The following is a 20,592-nucleotide window of genomic DNA, read 5'->3' on the forward strand; positions in this document are numbered from 1 at the left end:
TGCCTAGGCCCTGGATCACTGGGCCTTCTCGGCGGCCAGTTCTTCCAGGTCGATGTAGCGGTTGCCGATGCGCGGATGCAGGCGGCCGCCGTCGGCGGCGCCCAGGACCACGACGATCTCGTCGGCGCGCGGCGCGTCCTCGATCTGCATCTCCAGGGTGATGTAGTGCGAGCGCAGGCCCTCGTCGTCCTTGTGCATCATCGGGATCTGGATCGAGGTGCCCGGGCCGCCGCGCTTGTTGGTGAAGCTCAGGTAGCTCTTGGCATTCACCGCCTGGCGGTAGTGATTGCCGAAACGCAGGGTGTGGATGACCGCCGAAGCGTGCTCGATTTCGCCGTCGGCGCCGACCACGGCGGCCTTGCCGTAGGCCTCGATCTTGTCAGCACCGCCGATCAGCGCGGTCAGGCGCTCGACCATCAGCGCGCCCAGGTCGGAGCAGTTGGCGCGGATCTCCGGCTTGAGGTCCTCGACGAAGCCGCGGCCGGCCCAGGGGTTCTTGATCACCACGGCCAGACCGGCCATCGAGACGGGCTTGTCGGTCGCCTTGCCACCTTCGATGAAGGTCTCTTCGACGTAGCTGACGATCTTGCGAATTTCGAAGCTCATGAAGCACTCCTCTGCGTTTCTGTGCGATTTGGTCTGATGGTATACCATAATATTGAATATGCAAGAGGCAGCAGGGGGCGGAGCCGGGGATTGGGCGACGGATGGTGTAGGAAATCTCTGTGGCGGCGGTGCCCGAAAACGACAAAGCCCGCCAACAGGCGGGCTTCGGGGCTTCCGGGGCGCTCAGCCGCGCTTGCTGGCGAACAGGAAGAGCAGCAATGCCAGCCCCGGCAGGCCGGCGCCGAGCAGGGCCACGCCAGTCCAGCCGAAGTGCTCGTAGAGCGGACTGGCGATGGCCGAGCCCATGGCGCCGCCGACGAAAATGCTGGTCATGTAGAGGGCGTTCAGGCGTGCCCGGCTGAGCGGCTCCAGGGTGTAGATGGTGCGCTGGCCCAGCACCATGTTCAGCTGCACGGCGAAATCAAGCAGGATTGCCGCCAGCACCAGGCCGAGCCAGCCCGGTCCCGGCACCAGCAGGCTCCCGGCCAGTGCCAATGGAGCAAGCAGCAGCGCTGCAAGGGTGGCCGGACGGGTGTGCCCGGCGTCGGCCAGGCGACCGGCGATGGGTGCTGCGATGGCGCCCACCGCGCCGACCAGGGCGAAAAGCGCAATCTGCGTCTGGTCCAGGCCGGCGTGGCGCATCAGCTCGATCGGCGAGGCGCTCCAGAACAGGCTGAAGCTGGCGAACATCAGGCCCTGGTAGAGCGCACGCTGGCGCAATGTCGGAAAGCGCCGCAGCAGGTGCCATAGCGAACCGAGCAGTTGGCCATAGCTGGTGCGATGGCTGGGCGCGTGGCGCGGAATGGTTAGGGCGATGGTCAGGCCGATGCCGATCATCAGCACCGCGGCGCCGAAGAACACCGTGCGCCAGCCGAAGTGCCCGGCCACCAGGCTGGCCAGCGGCCGCGCCAGCAGGATGCCGAGCAGCAGGCCGCTCATGATGTTGCCCACCACCCGGCCGCGCGAGGCTTCCGGCGCCAGGTGCGCGGCCAGCGGGATCAACATCTGCACCGACACTGAGCTCAGCCCGAGCAGCAGCGACAGCAGCAGGAAGGGGCCCGGCGCATGGCAGGTGGCGGCCAGCAGCAGGCAGACGAAAGCGGCGCCGGTGGTCAGCAGCATCAGTCGACGGTTCTCCAGCAGGTCGGCCAGCGGCACCAGCAGCAGGAGGCCGGCGGCGTAGCCGATCTGTGTGAGCGCGACTATCAGGCTGGCCTGGCGCGGCGCGAGGCCCACGTCCGGAGCGATCAGCTCGATGATTGGTTGCGCGTAATAGAGGTTGGCGACTATGGCGCCGCAGCAGAAGGCGAACAGCAGCACCAAGGAGCGCGGCAGGCTATGGGTGGGCGCCAGTTCGGCGGTCATGGCGCTGTTCATGGGCGGGATCTCGGCGAGGACAGGGGATGCATGGAAGAGCCTCCTGAAGGCATGCGTGCAATGAGTGTCGCAATGCTGGGCCGTGGCGCCGGGAGGGAGAACCCGTCGCCCGCGCAAAGGGATTTTGCGCCGCTTCGAAAGCTCTCAGTAGACCGCCGCCAGCCGCTCCTCGACGAAGGCGATGAAGGCGCCGATACGCGCCGATGAGCGTTGCCCCGGCAGGTAGAGCGCGCTGATGGCGCTGCTGGACTGGTTAGGGTTGATCCGGTAGTCCGCCAGGACTCGCACCAGGCGCCCGGCGGCCACGTCCTCGCGCACCAGCCAGTCACCGAGCAGGGCCAGGCCATTACTGCCGATGGCGGCCTGGCGCAGGGCGTCGGCGTTATTGCTGCGCAGGCGACCGCGAACGGCGACCTGCAACTGCTCGTCGTCGTGGCAGAAGCGCCAATACTGGCGGGCATCGCCGAAGTCCAGGCACAGGCAATCGTGCTTGGCCAGGTCTGCTGGCGTTTCCGGCGTTCCGTGGGCCTGCAGGTAGGCGGGGCTCGCCACCAGCCAGCGCTCGAACTGGCCGAGGCCGCGCATCACCACGTCATCGCTGCGTAGCATGCCGCCCAGGCGGATCGACAGGTCGATCCGCGCGCTGAGAAGGTCGACGACCTCATCGCTGAGGATCAGAGTCAACTCCAGGCCGGGATGGCGCGCGAGGAAGCCGGACAGGTTTGGCAGGATCAGGTGCCGGCCGAACTCCACCGGCATGCTCACGCGCAGCGGTCCGCGCGCCTCCTCGCCGCGGTCGGCGACCAGCGCGTCGGCCTCGGCCAGCGTGTCGAGGATGTGCAGGGCCCGCGCGTGATAGGCCTGGCCGGCCTCGGTGACGGTGACCTGGCGGGTCGAGCGGTTGAGCAGGCTGACGCCCAGCTCCTGCTCCAGCGCATCCATCGCCCGCGTGACCGAGGAGGTGGCGATGCCCAGGCGCCGTGCGGCCGGGGAAAAGCCGCCGGCGTTAACCGTTTCGACGAAGAGCCTGAGGGCGGCCAGCTTGTCCATCCGGAGTCCTCGGTGGGGGAGGGAAGAGCGGCGAGTATAAGGCGCGCGTGCCTCACTTGTGCTCCACGCCGGCCCGCTTGAGCAGCTGCTTGCAGCGCTCGGACAGATGCACCACACGCAGTTGTTTGCCGGCCTTGGCATAGCGCTCGCGTAGAGTCTTCAGCGCGGCAATGGCCGAGTAGTCGACGAAGCTCAGGTGGCGGCAGTCCAGCGTCACTTTTGCCGGGTCGCCGGCAGGATCGAACTGGTTGAGGAAGGGCGTGCTGGAGGCGAAGAACAGCGTGCCGTGCAGCTGGTACAGCTTGCTGCCGTCGGCTTCCAGGTGCGTGTCGGCGTACAGCTCGCGGGCGTGCTTCCAGGCGAAGTCCAGCGCGGCGATGACGATGCCGCAGAGCACTGCGACGGCCAGGTCGGTGAAGACGGTAATGATGGTCACCGCCGCGATCACCAGCACGTCGCTCGCCGGCACCTTGTTCCACACGCGCAGCGAGCCCCAGGCGAAGGTCTGCTGCGACACCACGAACATCACCCCTACCAGCGCGGCCAGCGGGATGCGCTCGATCAGCGGGGAGAGGAACAGCACGAAGAGCAGGATCATCACCCCGGCGACGATCCCGGAGACCCGGCCACGGCCGCCGGAGCTGAGGTTGATGACGGTCTGCCCGATCATCGCGCACCCGCCCATGCCGCCGAACGCCCCGGACACCAGGTTGGCGGCGCCGAGGGCCACGCACTCGCGGTCCGGGAAGCCGCGGCTTTCGGTGATCTCGTCGGTGAGGTTGAGGGTCAGCAGGGTTTCCAGCAGGCCGACCAGCGCCATCAGCAGCGCATAGGGGGCGACGATGCGCAGGGTTTCCAGGTTCCACGGCACCTGCGGAAGCGCGAAGCTCGGCAGGCCGCCGGCGATGTGCGCCATGTCGCCGAGGGTGCGCGTCGGCAACCCGCCGAAGTGAGTGAGCAGGCCGACGCTGAGGATGGCTGCCAGCGCCGGCGGTATCGCACGGGTCAGCTTCGGCAACAGGTAGACGACCGCCATGGTCAGGGCCACGAGGCCGAGCATCAGATACAGCGGCATCCCGCTGAGCCAGGCCCCGTCACGCTTGAAGTGCTCCAGCTGCGCCAACGCGATGATGATCGCCAGCCCATTGACGAACCCCAGCATCACCGGGTGCGGCACCATCCGCACCAGCTTGCCCAGGCGCAGCAACCCGAAGGCGATCATCACCAGTCCGCCGAGCACGACGGTAGCCAGCAAGTACTGCACGCCGTGCTGCACGACCAGGGCAACGATGACCACGGCCATTGATCCGGCCGCCCCGGAAACCATCCCCGGCCGCCCACCGAAAAGCGCGGTCAGCGTGCAGATGAAGAAGGCGCCATAAAGCCCCATCAGCGGATTGAGATGGGCGACCAGGGCAAAGGCGATGCACTCGGGCACCAGGGCGAAGGAGGTGGTGAGTCCGGCCAGGACATCGGCGCGCAGGCGGGCGGGTTTCATGGCGTACCAGATCCGGTTGGGCGAAGAAAAATGCGGGGGGCGGATGGTACGGAAACGGGGACGCTGGGGCCAGCCGGAGGGCGCTTGAATTAGGCGGCGCTCGTGTCTGGCAGCCCGCTTATTTCTGAGCGGATGACGCCGATCTTTGGGTGGTGGCAGAATGCCTTGACTCAGACAAGGAGGTCGCAATGCGCCCAATCTCTATCGCCACACTCATGCTGGCGATTGCCCTCACCGGCGGCTGCGCCGTCAAAAAGAACTTCTACGCCACCGGCGGCAGCCGCGCTGACGGTACGGTCGACATGGCGTATGACTTCGCCCAGTTCGAGCAGCCGGTCGTCAACATGGATCAGGCCCAGAACATCGCCCAGCAGAAGTGTGCGGTTTGGGGTTATCGCGAAGCTGAAGCTTTCGGCGGCAGTACCACCAATTGCAATCAGCGCGACGGTTTCGGCACCTGCGTCGCCGGCCAGGTGGTGATCAAGTACCAGTGTGTCGGCGACCTCGACGCCCCAAAAGTGAGCCAGGTCCGCACGCCCTCCGCGCCCATCGACGGTTCTCTCAGCAAGGATCAGTGGCAACAGCAGCAACTCCAGCAGCTCAACCAGCAATCAGGCCTGAGCTATGACGAATATCAACGCCGTTATCGGCAGATCATGGGGCAATAGAGTCTGCCGGCATTCGCTGGGTTGAATATGAGGGGCATGGATGACGCAACACACTTTCAAACGCTCCATCGAGGAGCCGCTGCGTTCGGGGCTGGACTGGAAAAACACCTGGACGGACGTGGATCAGGGCCTGATCCATTGCTGGGAAACCGGCCGCCGGCGGGCTGTTGCCGAGCCGCAACTGGCCGAGGCCTGCCGCGCCGACGAACTTCCTCCTCTGGGATGGAAGGGTGGCGTCGTTAAGTTGCTTAAGAAGTCGGACAAGCCCGGCTCGTATAAATACCTGGCGGAATGGCAGGGACTGCGCGGGGAGGATCTTTCTATCGATCTTTCTCAGGAGGTCTCGCTCGTCTGCTCGAAGACAGGGATGACGGTGATCTTCACCTCAGACCTGTCGAAACTGGCTGGCCCCGGCGGAAGCGATGAGGGAGAGGACGACAATGGTTGATCTGCATCGGGAATTCACCGGGAGCCGTTTCTTTCATGAAGATCGGATAGACAGGCGCTCCGCCGATGCTTTGGTCGGCCTTGCCGCAGGTATTACCGCGGACGGCCATATCAACCAGCAGGAGGCGGAATTCCTGCAGGACTGGATCGCAAGCAACCTTGTGCATCTGGAAGATCCGGTGATCAATCTTCTGTACCGCCGCCTTTCGGACATGCTTGAGGATGGTGTGCTGGATGCCGAAGAGTCGGCGGAGTTGCTACAGACGCTCCGAGGCTTCGCCGGCCTGACTGCCGCGAAGCCCAGGGTTAGCGACAACGTCTTCGTCCCGTCCAATAGCCTGCCGCTCGACCAGCCCACTCCCGAACTGGTTTGGAATGGGCGCCTGTTCCTGTTCACCGGCGTCATGGCCTACGGCCCGCGAAAAGACTGCGAGGCGATGGTAGTCGAGCGAGGTGGTCAGATAGCTCCAGGGGTGAGCAAGAAGATTCACTACCTGGTCGTCGGCGAGATCGGCAACGAGCAATGGCTGCATAGCAGCTACGGGACGAAGATCAAAAAAGCGGTGGAGCTGCGGGAGAATGGCAGCCCGCTGGCGATCATCAGTGAGCAGCATTGGCAGGCAGCTCTCTTCAGCTGAGTAGCAGGCAGCGCTTTATCGGTGATACGAAAAAGCCCGCTCGAGGCGGGCTTCTTGGGGCTTCCAGCGTGGCTGGGAGCGAGCAGATGGCGCATCCGGCGGGATTCGAACCCACGACCCCTGCCTTCGGAGGGCAGTACTCTATCCAGCTGAGCTACGGATGCAGATGCCGCGGGGTGCGCGGCAGGCGGCAATCATACTCATGTCGTGCCTGGGCGTCCAATAGCAGTACGTTCGTTCATGATATCGAACGAAATGCGCCGTTGGTCGGTGAAGGCGCTCGGCAAAGGCTTTGCAACCTGATACTTTCGTTGATTTTCTCGAACGAGCTCTTGCCCTTTGCAGTCGAGGGCCCTAGGATTTCGTTTGAGATTTCAAACGCCCGAAAACCGCAACGACAGGAGACCGGGGAATTGGCATCACAGCAGCCGGCCACGTGCCTGCGAGATGACATTCTTCCGATGTGCCAACCGCTTGTCCCGAGTGACAGCAGGTCCCTGTGCGGCTTCCGTCGATCAGCGTACCGGAAGGTTGTGGCAGCGGCGTTTTCTCGGTTTCAACCAAGGATCTTCGCGTGAGCGCTTTCGAGCAGACCGGGCAATGGGCTCGGCCTGCGTTTGGCGTGTCCGCGTGCTGGATGAACTAAGAGCCGTTCATCCAGCGATCGCCCATTGAAGTGGCGAAGGCCGTCGGTGGCGCCGGCGGAGTTCGGTCAGGGCGATTGAACGGCAGGGGCGGATGCCTCTCCAATCCCAGACAACAAGACAGGCGGGGACTCGAGGTAGACCCGCCGTCGACAGGCTTTCCTCGAAAGGAGACAGGTCATGCAACTCAATGATGCCAAGCTGTTCCGCCAACAGGCCTACATCGATGGTTCCTGGGTCGATGCCGACAGCGGCCAGACCATCAAGGTCAACAACCCGGCCACCAACGAGATCATCGGCAGCGTGCCGAAGATGGGCGCCGCGGAAACCCGCCGCGCCATCGAAGCCGCCGAGAAGGCCCTGCCGGCCTGGCGTTCGCTGACCGCCAAGGAGCGCGCCAACAAGCTGCGCCGCTGGTTCGAGCTGATGATCGAGAACCAGGACGACCTGGCTCGCCTGATGACCATCGAGCAGGGCAAGCCGCTGGCCGAAGCCAAGGGCGAGATCGCCTACGCCGCTTCCTTCCTCGAGTGGTTCGCCGAAGAAGCCAAGCGCGTATACGGCGACACCATTCCGGGTCACCAGCCGGACAAGCGCCTGATCGTGATCAAGCAGCCGATCGGCGTGACCGCGGCGATCACCCCGTGGAACTTCCCGTCCGCGATGATCACCCGTAAAGCCGGCCCGGCCCTGGCCGCCGGTTGCACCATGGTGCTCAAGCCCGCTTCGCAGACCCCGTACTCCGCCCTGGCCCTGGCCGAACTGGCCGAGCGCGCCGGCATTCCGAAAGGCGTGTTCAGCGTGGTCACCGGCAGCGCCGGCGAAGTCGGCGGCGAGCTGACCGGCAACCCGATCGTGCGCAAGCTGACCTTCACCGGCTCGACCGAAATCGGTCGCCAGCTGATGGCCGAATGCGCCAAGGACATCAAGAAGGTGTCCCTGGAGCTGGGCGGCAACGCTCCGTTCATCGTGTTCGACGATGCCGACCTGGACGCCGCCGTCGAAGGCGCGCTGATTTCCAAGTACCGCAACAACGGCCAGACCTGCGTCTGCGCCAACCGCCTGTACGTGCAGGACGGTGTGTACGACACCTTCGTCGAGAAGCTGAAGGTCGCCGTGGCCAAGCTGAACATCGGCAACGGCCTGGAGCAGGGCGTGACCACCGGTCCGCTGATCGATTCCAAGGCAGTGGCCAAGGTCGAAGAGCACATCGCCGACGCGGTTGGCAAAGGCGCCAAGATCGTTGCCGGTGGCAAGCCACACGCCCTGGGCGGCACCTTCTTCGAGCCGACCATCCTGGTCGACGTACCGAAGAACGCCCTGGTGTCGAAGGACGAGACCTTCGGCCCGCTGGCTCCGGTGTTCCGCTTCAAGGACGAGGCCGACGTGATCGCCATGTCCAACGACACCGAGTTCGGCCTGGCTTCGTACTTCTACGCTCGCGACCTGGGTCGCGTGTTCCGCGTCGCCGAAGCGCTGGAATACGGCATGGTGGGTATCAACACCGGCCTGATCTCCAACGAAGTGGCGCCGTTTGGCGGCATCAAGGCCTCGGGCCTGGGCCGCGAAGGTTCGAAGTACGGCATCGAGGACTACCTCGAGGTCAAGTACCTCTGCCTCGGCGGTATCTGATTTCCGTGGGCGCGAAGGTGGCAGGCAAGAGCTGATAGCCACCCTCGCGTCGGCGTTTTCCGGTGGTGGCACCGGACTACCCATCCGGCGGGCCGCAAGTGCCTCGACAGTCGATCATCGTATGCTGTCGTGTGACGCTTCTCCCCGTCTTCATCCTTTGAGCAGGCCGACCGATGAGCGGCCACTGAGGAAGCTATGACCAAAACCAACGAATCCCTGCTGAAACGCCGTCAGGCCGCCGTACCGCGCGGTGTTGGCCAGATCCACCCGGTCGTTGCCGAGCGCGCCGAGAACTCCACCGTGTGGGACGTCGAAGGTCGTGAATACATCGACTTCGCTGGCGGCATCGCCGTACTGAACACCGGCCACCTGCACCCGAAAGTGGTCGCGGCCGTTCAGGAGCAACTGACCAAGCTGTCGCACACCTGCTTCCAGGTTCTGGCGTACGAGCCCTACATCGAGCTGGCCGAAGAGATCGCCAAGCGCGTTCCGGGCAACTTCCCGAAGAAGACCCTGCTGGTCACCTCCGGCTCCGAAGCCGTTGAAAACGCCGTCAAGATCGCTCGCGCTGCCACCGGCCGCGCTGGCGTGATCGCCTTCACCGGCGCCTACCACGGCCGTACCATGATGACCCTGGGCCTGACCGGCAAGGTCGTTCCGTACTCCGCTGGCATGGGTCTGATGCCGGGCGGCATCTTCCGCGCCCTGGCTCCGTGCGAGCTGCACGGCGTGAGCGAAGACGAGTCGATCGCCAGCATCGAGCGCATCTTCAAGAACGACGCCCAGCCGCAAGACATCGCTGCCATCATCATCGAGCCGGTTCAGGGCGAAGGTGGCTTCTACGTCAACTCCAAGCCCTTCATGCAGCGTCTGCGCGCCCTGTGCGACCAGCACGGCATCCTGCTGATCGCTGACGAAGTACAGACCGGCGCTGGCCGTACCGGCACCTTCTTCGCCACCGAGCAGCTGGGCGTGGTACCGGACCTGACCACCTTCGCCAAGTCCGTTGGCGGCGGCTTCCCGATCTCCGGCGTCTGCGGCAAGGCCGAGATCATGGACGCCATCGCTCCCGGCGGCCTGGGCGGCACCTACGCCGGTAGCCCGATCGCCTGCGCCGCGGCCCTGGCCGTGCTGAAGGTGTTCGAGGAAGAGAAACTGCTGGAGCGTTCGCAAGCTGTCGGCGAAACCCTGAAAGCCGGTCTGCGCGAAATCCAGGCCAAGCACAAGGTGATCGGTGACGTACGCGGCCTGGGTTCGATGGTCGCCATCGAGCTGTTCGAAGGCGGCGACGTGCACAAGCCGGCTGCCGAGCTGGTCAGCAAGATCGTTGTCCGTGCTCGCGAGAAGGGCCTGATCCTGCTCTCCTGCGGCACCTACTACAACGTCATTCGCTTCCTGATGCCGGTAACCATCCCGGACGCTCAGCTGCAGAAAGGCCTGGCCATCCTGGCCGAGTGCTTCGACGAACTGGCCTGATAAGGCTCGGTTCCGAGAACAAGGAGAAGGCCCGCGCAAGCGGGCCTTTTCTTTTTCCGGTGTCCCGTCCTGAATAAGGTTTACACCTTCGCCCTTATTTCAGGAGAGCCCCGATGGCAGAAGGTGTTCGTCGCAGCCAGCGTGATTACACGCTGGCTTTTAAACTGGCGGTGGTCGACCAGGTCGAAAAAGGGGAAATGAGCTACAAGGAGGCTCAGGCCCGCTATGGCATCCAGGGCCGCTCGACGGTGCTGGTGTGGTTACGCAAGCATGGCCGGCAGGACTGGAACCAGGGCGCCTCCCTTCGAAAGGCTCGGAGCCCGGATATGAATACCCCGATATTGCCGTTGACCCCGGAACAACGCATCAAGGAACTCGAGCAGCAGCTTGAGGTGATGAGCCAGAAGGCGCAGTTCTTCGAGGCCGTGGTGAATGTGCTGGAGAATGACTACGGCGTTTCGATCGTAAAAAAGCGTCCCGGCAAGTCCTCACGCAAAGGCAAGTCCAAGCGCTGAGTGTTAGCAGGGCTTGCCAGTTCATGGGCATCAGCCGCCAGGCGTACTACCAGCGCAACCGGGCGGCGGATCAGCGCAGCCAGCAGGATCGACAGATCGCCCAGTTCGTGCGGCAGGTGCGGATGCGTCAGCCGCGCCTGGGAGCACGCAAGCTGCATTATCTGTTGCAGCACGGATGCGTCAGCCGCGCCTGGGAGCACGCAAGCTGCATTATCTGTTGCAGCAGCAAGCGGAAGCCGCGTTGCGAGTTGGGCGCGATCGCCTGTTCCGGGTGCTGGCCGAGCACCGCCTGCTGGTTCGACCCAAGCGGGCGTACCACAAGACCACCCACAGTTTTCACCGGTTCCATCGCCATCCCAATCTGCTCAAGCCAGGGCCGCAACAGGTCTTGCCCGATGCGCCGGAGCGCGTCTGGGTTGCCGACATCACCTATCTGCCCAGCCAGAGCGGCCCGCTGTACCTGAGCCTGGTCACCGACGCCTATTCGCGCAAGATCGTCGGCCATCACGTCCACGACAGCCTGCACGCCGAGTCGGTGGCCCATGCCTACAGCCAGGCCCTGCGGCGCCGCACGACGCAGGAACCCCTGGTGCATCACTCCGACCGAGGAATTCAGTACTGCTCGGGGCTTTACCAACGCCTGCACGCGCAGCACGGAGCAATCTGCTCGATGACCGACGGCTACGACTGTTACCAGAATGCGCTGGCTGAGCGCGTCAACGGCATCCTGAAGAACGAGTTGCTGGAGCATCCTCCCGCCGACCTCGCGCAGGCGCGCCGCATGGTGCGTGAAGCCGTCGACATCTATAACCGCGAGCGCCCTCACCTGGCCCTGAAATACAAAACGCCCGATGCGGTGCATCGGGCGTTTTGAGGTCTGGAGCATGGCCTGAGAGGTGTAAACCTATTTCAGGACTAGACACGGCGCAGGTGCGCCTTTGGTCTTCTCCCGGCGCGACATGTCGCCCGCTATCCTGTGCTCCATCGGCCTTCCTTGACCGGGGCCTATGGTATGCGGATAGCCACTCGGTTAAGGTGCGCGCACTTGAGAGAGGACCTCCATGACAGCACTCAACGCCGGGCCGGGCGTCCTGGTCGCGGCAACCGATCCCTGGAACCGCGAGTTGCTCGGCCAGCTGGTGCTGAGCGTGCGCGGCGATGCGCACATCGACTTCTGCGAGGACGGCCAGCAAGCCATCGAGCACTGCACGCAGCGGACTTACGGCCTAGTGCTGGCCGAGCAGGAGCTGCCCGGCAGCGATGGCATCGACCTGCTGCGCTTTCTGCGCCGCCGGCAGCGGGGCTCCGTCTCACCCGATTTCATCCTGATCAGCGCCAAGGCCGATGCCGCCAGCGTGCGCGCGGTGCTGCCGCTGGCGCCGACCGCCTACCTGGTCAAGCCATACAACGCCGAGGACCTGCGCCAACGCCTGCGCACGCTCCTGCTCGAGCCTGGGCAGGAAGTCAGTACCGCGGCGCCGCAGCCTGTCAGCGGCAGCCTTGCGGCCTTTCTTTCCGCGGCCCGTGATGCCGGCGAAGGCGCACCCATGCTGGCTGAAGTCGGTGCCGCCCTGAGCCGTTGCCTGAACAGCGAAGAGACGACGCTGGACAAGCTCGAACAGGAGTTCGGTCGCGATCCGCAGGTCACCGGTTGCCTGATAGCCGCCGCCAACAGCGCCGCGCGGCACGTCGGCATGTCTTGCCTGACCCTCGGTCAGGCGTTGTCCCGCCTCGGTCTGGCGCAGGCCTGCAACCTCGCGCTGGGGCTCAGCCTGAAGCAGGTCGCGCAACTTGCCGAACCTCGCCTGAGCGAGCGCGCCGAGCTGTTCTGGAGTCTGTCTCAGCGCACGGCTGATGCCGCACAGGCCCTGGCCGAGGCGCTGGATGTCGACGCGCCGCGCTGCTACACCGCCGGCCTGCTGCATTGCCTGGGCGACCTCGCGGTGCTGCGCACCCTGGAGGAATGGTTGCAACGCGGCGGTGAGCTGAGCGACGAGCAGATCGGCGAAAGCCTGCGCGGCTTTGGTGCGGCGTTCGGTTCGACCTTGCGCACCCGCTGGCGCTTGCCGCTGGAGTTGCGCGGACTGATCGCCGCGGCCTACGGCATGAGTAGTGGGGTGTTCTCGCGCAAGGCGCTGATCCTCAACCTGGCGGCCAAGGCAGCGCGTTTGCCGGCATCCCAGAAGGCTCGGCTGAAGGAAGAGAAGGCGCTGCGCATGCTCAACCTGGAACCCGCGCAGTTGAAGCTGCTGCAAGGCTTCTGCACTGCGGCGGAGCCCGAGCCTGAGCCGGAAGCAGAGCCGGAACCCGGCCAGGAGCCGGCGGAATGAAAACGGCCGCGCCCAGGGGGGCGCGGCCGTTTTTATCGGCGCCGCTGTATCAGCGCTGAGCGAGCAGCGCCTTACCGCGCGCCACAGCTGCGCGAACCTGGGCCGGCGCGGTGCCACCGATGTGGTCGCGGGCGTTCACCGAACCTTCCAGGGTCAGCACGGCGAAGACGTCGTCGCCGATCTGGTCGCTGAACTTGCGCAACTCGTCCAGGCTCATCTCGGCGAGGTCCTTGCCGCTGTCCACGCCGTATTTCACCGCGTGGCCGACGATCTCGTGGCAGTCGCGGAAGGGCAGGCCCTTGCGCACCAGGTAGTCGGCCAGGTCGGTTGCGGTGGAGAAGCCGCGGCGGGCTGCCTCGCGCATGATCTCGCGCTTGGGCTTGATGGCCGGGACCATGTCGGCGAAGGCGCGCAGGCTGTCGCGCAGGGTGTCGGCGGCGTCGAACAGCGGCTCCTTGTCTTCCTGGTTGTCCTTGTTGTACGCCAGCGGCTGGCCCTTCATCAGGGTCAGCAGGCCGGTGAGGTGGCCGAACACGCGGCCGGACTTGCCGCGAACCAGCTCGGGCACGTCGGGGTTCTTCTTCTGCGGCATGATCGAGGAGCCGGTGCAGAAGCGGTCGGGCAGGTCGATGAACTGGAACTGCGCGCTGGTCCAGAGCACCAGCTCTTCGGAGAAGCGCGACAGGTGCATCATCGCCAGGGACGCGGCGGCGCAGAATTCGATGGCGAAGTCACGGTCGGAAACGCCGTCCAACGAGTTGCCGGAGATCGCTTCGAATCCGAGCAGTTCGCAGGTGATTTCCCGCTGGATCGGGTAGGTGGTGCCGGCCAGCGCGGCGCTGCCAAGGGGCATGCGGTTGACGCGCTTGCGGCAGTCGACCAGGCGCTCATAGTCGCGGCTGAGCATCTCGAACCAGGCCAGCAGGTGGTGGCCGAAGGTCACCGGTTGTGCGGTCTGCAGGTGAGTGAAGCCGGGCATGATGGTGTCCGCTTCGGCTTCGGCCAGGCCCAGCAGGCCCTGCTGCAGGCGGGTGACTTCGGCGAGGATCAGGTCGATCTCGTCGCGCAGCCACAGGCGGATGTCCGTGGCCACCTGGTCGTTGCGCGAACGGCCGGTGTGCAGCTTCTTGCCGGTGACGCCGATGCGGTCGGTCAGGCGCGCCTCGATGTTCATGTGCACGTCTTCCAGGTCGACACGCCAGTCGAAGGTGCCAGCCTCGATCTCGGACTGGATCTGCTTCAGGCCGTCGACGATGGCGTCGCGTTCGGCTTCGGTCAGCACGCCGGCCTTGGTCAGCATGGTCGCGTGGGCGATGGAGCCCATGATGTCGTGGCGGTAGAGGCGCTTGTCGAAATCGACGGAGGCGGTGAAGCGGGCGACGAAGGCGTCGACGGGCTCGCTGAAGCGGCCGCCCCAGGACTGGTTGGTCTTCTCTACGCTCATGAATTTCTCTCGCGAAAACGGGCAGATGCGCGACGCACCTGCATGACGGGCAAAGTCCGACGATAATAGCAGGCTGAGGGGCAAAACCGGCGCGCGCATCGACGCACGCCGCGCGATATCTGGAGTCGGCTGCACGGGGAGCGGGGCGCAGTCGACAAATTCGGCGTTCGATACTGCCTGGCGAAGCGGGTTCGCTTGCCCTGGCTGAGAGGCTTGCGGAAACTGCGCTGATGCCAACACATGCCAAGACCGGCTCGAAGCCGGCAATCCAAGACGACTTCTTCATCCCCGAACTCTGTCAGCCCGAAGCGCTGTTCAGCCTGGTGCTGTTGGCCGAGCTGCTGGTGCTGGTGCTGGTGCTGGCCGAGCCCATGACGCCCGGCTTCAACTGGGTGCGGCTGGCCCTGGCGTCGCTGTTCGTGCAGTGGATAGTCCTGCTCTCCGCCGCGTTGCTGTGCCGGCTGCGGCCGCTGATGGCGCGCTGGCCGGCGTGGGGGTCGGGGCTGGCCGCCTGCCTGCTGGTGGTGCTGCTGACCCTGGGCTGCACGGCGGTGGCCGACTACTACTCCCTCGGAGGACCGCTGTCGATCAAGGGCGAGGTCAACCTCTACCTGCGCCATGCGTTGATCGCCCTCATCATGTCGGCTCTGTTGCTACGCTACTTCTACCTGCAGAGCCAGTGGCGCAGGCAGGAGCAGGCCGAGCTGCGCGCGCGCATCGAGTCGTTGCAGGCGCGCATCCGCCCGCACTTCCTGTTCAACAGCCTGAACAGCATCGCCAGCCTGATCGAACTGGACCCGGGCAAGGCTGAGCAGGCGGTGCTCAATTTGTCCGACCTGTTCCGCGCCAGTCTGTCCAAGCCGGGGACTTTAATTTCCTGGGGGGAGGAACTGGAGTTGGCCAGGCGCTATCTTTCCATTGAGCAGTATCGCCTGGGGGACCGGCTGCAACTGGACTGGCAGGTGAGTGGCGTGCCCGATGGGGTGCCCATCCCGCAACTGACCCTGCAGCCGCTCCTGGAAAATTCGTTGATTTATGGTATCCAGCCGCGCATCGAAGGCGGCCTGGTGAAGGTTGAGGCGGACTACCGTGACGGTGTGTTCCAGTTGTGCGTGAGCAACCCGTACGACGAGTCGACGCAGACGCTGCCCACGAAAGGCACCAAGCAGGCGCTGCAAAATATCGCAGCGCGCCTCGCGGCACTTTTCGGGCCAAAAGCAAGTCTGAGCGTCGAACGCCGTGACGGACGGCACTACACCTGTCTACGCTATCCATGTGCGCGTCTCATGCAGGAAGCCTGAGCTTATGAATGTCCTTATCGTCGACGACGAACCCCTGGCGCGAGAGCGCCTGGCCCGACTGGTGGGGCAACTGGACGGCTATCGCGTCCTGGAGCCTTCGGCCAGCAATGGTGAAGAAGCGCTGGCGCTGATCGACAGCCTGAAGCCGGATATCGTCCTGCTGGATATCCGCATGCCCGGTCTAGACGGGCTCCAGGTTGCCGCCAAGCTCTGCGAGCGCGAGGCACCGCCCGCCGTGATCTTCTGTACGGCCCACGACGAGTTCGCCCTGGAAGCCTTCCAGGTCAGCGCGGTGGGCTACCTGGTGAAACCGGTGCGAACCGAGGATCTCGCCGAGGCCTTGAAGAAGGCCTCGCGGCCCAATCGCATCCAGCTCGCCGCGCTGACCAAGCCGCCCGCCGCTGGTGGCCCCGGCCCGCGCAGCCATATCAGCGCGCGGACCCGCAAGGGCATCGAGCTGATCCCGCTGGAAGACGTGATCTTCTTCATCGCCGACCACAAGTACGTGACCCTGCGCCACGCCGGCGGCGAAGTGCTGCTGGACGAGCCGCTGAAGGCGCTGGAAGACGAGTTCGGCGAACGCTTCGTGCGTATCCACCGCAACGCCCTGGTTTCCCGCGAGCGTATCGAGCGACTGCAGCGTACGCCGCTGGGGCACTTCCAGTTGTACCTCAAGGGCCTCGATGGCGACGCGCTGACCGTCAGCCGCCGTCACGTCGCCGGGGTGCGACGTCTGATGCATAACCTCTGAGTGTGCCGTAGCGGGCGCGGTTGGCGCCCGCTTTGGTGTCGCAGGGGGGAAAGTCAGGGGCTGGAAGCCTGTTATCATCCTCGGCAGTCCTTTGCCCGGAATTGCCCATGTCCTCCCGCGAAATCCGTATCGCCACTCGCCAGAGCGCTCTGGCCCTGTGGCAGGCCGAATACGTCAAGTCCCGTCTGGAACAGGCCCACCCCGGCCTGCGCGTGACCCTCCTGCCAATGACCAGCCGCGGCGACAAGCTGCTCGACGCGCCGCTGGCGAAGATTGGCGGCAAGGGTCTGTTCGTCAAGGAACTGGAAACCGCCCTGCTGGAGAACGAGGCCGACATCGCCGTGCACTCCATGAAGGACGTGCCGATGGACTTCCCGCAGGGGCTCGGCCTGTACTGCATCTGCGAGCGCGAAGACCCGCGCGACGCCTTCGTCTCCAACACCTACGCCAGCCTCGCCGAGCTGCCCGCCGGCAGCGTGGTCGGCACCTCCAGCCTGCGTCGCCAGGCGCAGCTGCTGGCCAGCCGGCCGGACCTGCAGATCCGCTTCCTGCGCGGCAACGTCAACACCCGCCTGGCCAAGCTCGACGCCGGCGAATACGACGCCATCATCCTCGCCGCCGCAGGGCTGATCCGCCTCGGCTTCGAAGCGCGCATCCGTTCCAGCATCAGCGTCGAAGACAGCCTGCCGGCAGGCGGCCAGGGTGCCGTGGGCATCGAATGCCGTACCGCCGACAGCGAAATTCACGCACTGCTCGCGCCCTTGCACCATGCCGATACCGCACTGCAAGTGACCGCCGAGCGCGCCCTGAACAAACGCCTCAACGGTGGCTGCCAGGTGCCCATCGCCTGCTACGCCATCCTCGAAGGCGGCAGCCTGTGGCTGCGCGGCCTGGTCGGCCAGCCTGACGGCACCCAACTGCTGCGCGCCGAAGCGCGTGCGCCGCTGGCCGAAGCCGAGGCGCTGGGCGTGAAGGTCGCCGAGGACCTTCTGGACCAAGGTGCGCAGGCCATCCTCACTGCCGTCTATGGCGAGGCCGACCCGCAGTGAGCCGCTGGCGCCTGCTGCTGACGCGCCCGCAGGAAGAATGCGCGGCGCTGGCCGCCAGCCTCGCCGAGCACGGCGTCGCCAGCGCCAGCTTGCCGCTGTTGGCCATCGAACCACTGGACGAAACCCCCGAGCAGCGCAGCCTTCTGCTCGACCTGGATCGTTACTGCGCGGTGGTGGTTGTCAGCAAACCTGCCGCGCGCCTCGGCCTTGATCGCCTCGACCGCTACTGGCCACAGCCGCCAGCCCGGCAGGCGTGGTTCGCCGTGGGCGCTGCCACTGCAGCTATCCTCGATGACTACGGTCTGTCCGTGCGCTACCCGATTTCGGGCGATGACAGCGAGGCTCTTCTGAGCCTTCCAGAACTGGAGCAGGCCTTGCAGGTTCCCGATCCGCGAGTGCTCATCATGCGTGGCGAAGGTGGCCGAGAATTTCTCGCCGAACGCCTGCGCGGCCAAGGCGTGACGGTGGATTATCTGGAACTCTACCGGCGCACCCTGCCGGCCTACGCGCCGGGCGAGCTGCTGCGCCGCGTTCGTGACGAGCAGCTCAATGCCTTGCTGGTGAGCAGCGGTCAGGGGCTGGAACATCTGATTGAGCTGGCTTCCGAGGATTGGCCGGTGCTGGCCGGATTGCCGTTGTTCGTGCCCAGCGCACGCGTGGCAGAGGCTGCGCGCCAGGCTGGTGCACAGCATGTGATCGACTGTCGCGGGGCGAGCGCCGCGGCACTGCTGGAGGCGCTCAGGAGCGCCAACAAAGAATAATTTTCGAGCGAAGGATGGATCTGTGAGCGAAACCGTCACTCCCCAAGAGACTCCGCAAAGCACCGTTTCCGAGCCGACTCCGGCGACCCCCGGCAAGGGCGGCAACGGCCTGGCCCTGCTGGCGCTGCTGATCGGCCTGGCCGGCCTGGGCGCCGGCGGTTGGGGCTTGCTGCAGGTGCAGAAGCTGCAGGCTCGCGACCAGGCCCGCTCGGCGCAGATCGAGGAATCGCGTGGCCAGGCCCAGGCGCTGCTGCAGCACGACCAGCAACTGGAGAAGCGCCTCGACGCGCTGCCCAACGCCGACGAGCTCGAAGCGCGCCGGCGCCTGGTGGTCGAGCTGCAGGGCGACCAGCAGCAGCTGGAGAAGCAGCTCAAGCAGGTACTCGGCCAAAGCCGCCAGCAGTGGCGCCTGGCTGAAGCCGAGCACCTGCTGCGCCTGGCCGCACTGCGCCTCTCGGCGCTGCAGGACATCGCCAGTGCGACCCAGCTGGTGCAAGGCGCCGACGACATCCTGAGGGCGCAGAACGATCCCGGCGCCTTCGCCGCTCGCGCTCAACTGACCAAGAGCCTGGAAACCCTGCGCAGCCTGCCGGAGCCGGACCGCACCGGTCTGTTCCTGCAACTGGGCGCGCTGCAGGAGCAGGCGGCTCAGCTGCAGCCGCTGGAACCGAGTTTCAAGGAAGGTCCGAGCAACGCCGCCACCACCGCCTGGGGTGACGGCAGCAACACGCTGGATCAGTGGTGGGAGCGCATCTCGCGCTACGTGCGCATCGATTTCAATGCCGGTCACGACATCCGCCCGCTGCTCTCCGGGCAACAGCTCACCCGTGTGCGTCTGGCCCTCAATCTGGCGCTGGAACAGGCCCAGTGGGCGGCCTTGAACGGCAAGCAGGAGGTCTACCAGCAGTCGCTCAAGCAGGCACGCCAGATTCTCAACGACTTCTTCAACAGCGACCTTGCCGATAGCCGCGCCCTGGGCATGCGCATCGACGAACTGGCACAGCAGCAGGTCGGCGTGCAGCCTCCGGACCTGACGCCGGCCCTCACCGCCCTGCAGGCCTACCTGGTCCACCGCGATGAAGCAGCCATCGACCAGCAGACCGCTCCGGCTGCAGCGCCCAAAGCGGAGAGCCAGCCATGAGTCGGGTCTATGTGCTGGTCCTGGCGCTGGTGCTCGGCGCCACCTTGGTCGGGCTGGCCATCGCCGAGCAGTCGGGCTACGTACTGATCGCCTACAAGAGCTTCCGCTACGAATCGAGTCTGTGGACCTTCCTTGCCCTGCTCGTACTGCTCTGGGTCCTCTATCTGGCGGTGCGTCTGGTGCTGCGGTTGCTCGGCGTTTCGGGGCGTGTGGTCAATCCCTGGTCGCGCTTCAACCGTAGCCGTCGCGCCGAAATGGCCGAGGAGCATGGCCAGCGCGACCTCGCCGAAGGCCATTGGGCACAGGCTCTGCGTCATCTACGTCGCGCTGCCGAGCTGGGCGAGCGCAGCCTGCCGAGCTACCTCGGCGCGGCGCGCGCGGCCAACGAACTGGCACGTTTCGACGAGTGCGACGAACTGCTCGACCGCGCCCAGGCACGTCAACCGGGCGCAGCCCTGGCGGTTGGCCTGACCCGTGCGCAACTGCTGATCAATCGCGGCGCCTTCGAGCCGGCGCGTGGCGTGCTGGTGAAGCTCCACGAGGAGCACCCGAAACACCCGACGGTGCTGCGCCTTCTGCAGCAGCTGTACGTCAGTCTGCACGACTGGAGCGCGCTGCTGGCGCTGCTGCCTGAACTGCGCAAAGAGCGCGTGCTGGCCAATGCCGAACTTGCCGATCTGGAGCGCCGCACCTGGGTCGCCGCGCTGGAAGCGGCGGGGGAGCAGGGCGTTGGCCAGGGCGAAACTGCGCTGCAGCCGCTGACGCAAGTCTGGAATGGCCTGCCCGGCAACCTGCGCGCGCAGCCGGCACTGCTGGCTACCTACGCGCAGCAGCTGTTGCGCCTGGGCGCGCCCGCGGAAGCGGAGAAGGTGCTGCGTCAATCCCTCAAGGAGAACTACGACGAGCGCCTGGTCGCCCTCTACGGACAGGCGCATGGCGCCGATCCGGGCCGCCAGCTGCAGACCGCCGAGGCCTGGCTGAAGAAGCGCCCGGATGACGCCGTGCTGCTGCTGAGCCTTGGGCGGCTGTGCCTGGCCGACAAACTCTGGGGCAAGGCCCGCGAGTACCTGGAAGCCAGCCTGAATCGCCAGCGCAGCCCGGAAGCCTGCGCCGAACTGGCGCGCCTTTTGGCGCACCTGGGTGAGGTGGAGCGCAGCAACAAGCTGTTCCAGGAAGGATTGGGTCTGCTCGGGTCGCCGACGCGCACGCTTGTGCAGATCTGATCTGCAAACCATGAAAAACGGCGCCCTCGGGCGCCGTTTTC

At 65.5% G+C, this 20,592-nt stretch carries 17 protein-coding genes, 1 tRNA gene and 1 pseudogene; 13 read left to right on the plus strand and 6 right to left on the minus strand.

The features are described from left to right. Positions 1–15 precede the first annotated feature (15 nt). The 4 genes from PKB_RS01425 to PKB_RS01440 all read right to left on the minus strand — a co-directional run bounded on the left by PKB_RS01425 (position 16) and on the right by PKB_RS01440 (position 4,531). A complete protein-coding gene (locus PKB_RS01425; RefSeq protein WP_043248403.1) occupies positions 16–606 on the minus strand; it encodes an amino acid synthesis family protein in 591 nt (196 codons plus the stop codon). A gap of 183 nt (positions 607–789) precedes the next feature. Continuing rightward, complete coding sequence (locus tag PKB_RS01430; protein ID WP_043248405.1) at positions 790–1,983, minus strand: MFS transporter; 1,194 nt, start codon at positions 1,981–1,983, stop codon at positions 790–792. Positions 1,984–2,127: 144 nt separating this feature from the next. Continuing rightward, positions 2,128–3,033, minus strand: a complete 906-nt coding sequence (locus PKB_RS01435) for a LysR family transcriptional regulator (RefSeq protein ID WP_043248407.1) — start codon at positions 3,031–3,033, stop codon at positions 2,128–2,130. A 52-nt stretch (positions 3,034–3,085) separates the two neighbouring features. Further along, a complete protein-coding gene (locus PKB_RS01440) occupies positions 3,086–4,531 on the minus strand; it encodes a SulP family inorganic anion transporter (protein ID WP_043248409.1) in 1,446 nt (481 codons plus the stop codon). A gap of 188 nt (positions 4,532–4,719) precedes the next feature. On the opposite strand from PKB_RS01440, the gene yecR reads away from it, so the two are divergent. From yecR to PKB_RS01455, 3 genes are read left to right on the plus strand one after another with little or no spacing between them, the layout of a single operon-like run. After that, the gene (gene yecR, locus PKB_RS01445; RefSeq protein WP_043248411.1) at positions 4,720–5,199 is read left to right on the plus strand and encodes a YecR family lipoprotein; all 480 of its coding nucleotides are present in this window, start codon (positions 4,720–4,722) and stop codon (positions 5,197–5,199) included. Positions 5,200–5,239: 40 nt separating this feature from the next. Further along, the gene (locus PKB_RS01450) at positions 5,240–5,647 is read left to right on the plus strand and encodes a hypothetical protein (RefSeq protein ID WP_043248413.1); all 408 of its coding nucleotides are present in this window, start codon (positions 5,240–5,242) and stop codon (positions 5,645–5,647) included. Continuing rightward, the gene (locus PKB_RS01455) at positions 5,640–6,284 is read left to right on the plus strand and encodes a BRCT domain-containing protein (RefSeq protein ID WP_043248415.1); all 645 of its coding nucleotides are present in this window, start codon (positions 5,640–5,642) and stop codon (positions 6,282–6,284) included. Before PKB_RS01450 ends, PKB_RS01455 begins: the two co-directional genes overlap by 8 nt. Before the next feature lie 87 nt (positions 6,285–6,371). On the opposite strand, the gene PKB_RS01460 is transcribed toward PKB_RS01455, so the two are convergent. After that, positions 6,372–6,448: transfer RNA gene (locus PKB_RS01460), tRNA-Arg, on the minus strand. A 660-nt stretch (positions 6,449–7,108) separates the two neighbouring features. Here PKB_RS01460 and gabD point away from each other — a divergent pair. The 4 genes and pseudogenes from gabD to PKB_RS01485 all read left to right on the plus strand — a co-directional run bounded on the left by gabD (position 7,109) and on the right by PKB_RS01485 (position 12,881). Continuing rightward, entirely contained in the window at positions 7,109–8,560 is a 1,452-nt protein-coding gene (gene gabD / locus PKB_RS01465) for an NADP-dependent succinate-semialdehyde dehydrogenase (RefSeq protein WP_043248418.1), read from the plus strand. Between the two features lie 195 nt (positions 8,561–8,755). After that, positions 8,756–10,036, plus strand: a complete 1,281-nt coding sequence (gabT, locus tag PKB_RS01470; protein WP_043248420.1) for a 4-aminobutyrate--2-oxoglutarate transaminase — start codon at positions 8,756–8,758, stop codon at positions 10,034–10,036. Positions 10,037–10,149: 113 nt separating this feature from the next. Continuing rightward, positions 10,150–11,425: pseudogene (locus tag PKB_RS28905) on the plus strand (IS3 family transposase). Between the two features lie 187 nt (positions 11,426–11,612). Continuing rightward, positions 11,613–12,881, plus strand: coding sequence for an HDOD domain-containing protein (locus PKB_RS01485; protein WP_052355147.1), 1,269 nt, complete (start codon positions 11,613–11,615; stop codon positions 12,879–12,881). Positions 12,882–12,930: 49 nt separating this feature from the next. Here the strand turns inward: PKB_RS01485 and argH are convergent, their stop codons facing one another. Then, entirely contained in the window at positions 12,931–14,325 is a 1,395-nt protein-coding gene (gene argH, locus PKB_RS01490) for an argininosuccinate lyase (RefSeq protein ID WP_043248425.1), read from the minus strand. A gap of 230 nt (positions 14,326–14,555) precedes the next feature. Between argH and PKB_RS01495 the strand changes: the two genes are divergently transcribed. The 6 genes from PKB_RS01495 (at position 14,556) to PKB_RS01520 (ending at position 20,551) form a co-directional block, all read left to right on the plus strand. Next, positions 14,556–15,626: a sensor histidine kinase gene (locus PKB_RS01495; RefSeq protein WP_043248427.1), complete on the plus strand. Its 1,071-nt coding sequence runs from the start codon at positions 14,556–14,558 to the stop codon at positions 15,624–15,626. A gap of 4 nt (positions 15,627–15,630) precedes the next feature. Continuing rightward, complete coding sequence (gene algR, locus PKB_RS01500) at positions 15,631–16,377, plus strand: alginate biosynthesis regulator AlgR (protein WP_043248428.1); 747 nt, start codon at positions 15,631–15,633, stop codon at positions 16,375–16,377. 107 nt (positions 16,378–16,484) lie between these two features. Then, positions 16,485–17,426: a hydroxymethylbilane synthase gene (gene hemC, locus PKB_RS01505; protein ID WP_043248431.1), complete on the plus strand. Its 942-nt coding sequence runs from the start codon at positions 16,485–16,487 to the stop codon at positions 17,424–17,426. Beyond that, positions 17,423–18,187, plus strand: coding sequence for a uroporphyrinogen-III synthase (locus PKB_RS01510; protein WP_043248433.1), 765 nt, complete (start codon positions 17,423–17,425; stop codon positions 18,185–18,187). Before hemC ends, PKB_RS01510 begins: the two co-directional genes overlap by 4 nt. Positions 18,188–18,209: 22 nt before the next feature. Continuing rightward, positions 18,210–19,328: a uroporphyrinogen-III C-methyltransferase gene (locus tag PKB_RS01515; protein WP_043248435.1), complete on the plus strand. Its 1,119-nt coding sequence runs from the start codon at positions 18,210–18,212 to the stop codon at positions 19,326–19,328. Continuing rightward, the gene (locus PKB_RS01520; RefSeq protein ID WP_043248437.1) at positions 19,325–20,551 is read left to right on the plus strand and encodes a heme biosynthesis HemY N-terminal domain-containing protein; all 1,227 of its coding nucleotides are present in this window, start codon (positions 19,325–19,327) and stop codon (positions 20,549–20,551) included. The genes PKB_RS01515 and PKB_RS01520 overlap by 4 nt, the downstream gene beginning before the upstream one ends. Positions 20,552–20,592: the final 41 nt, after the last annotated feature.

The organism is Pseudomonas knackmussii B13 (assembly GCF_000689415.1).
In the GTDB taxonomy this organism is placed as follows: Bacteria; Pseudomonadota; Gammaproteobacteria; order Pseudomonadales; family Pseudomonadaceae; genus Pseudomonas; species Pseudomonas knackmussii.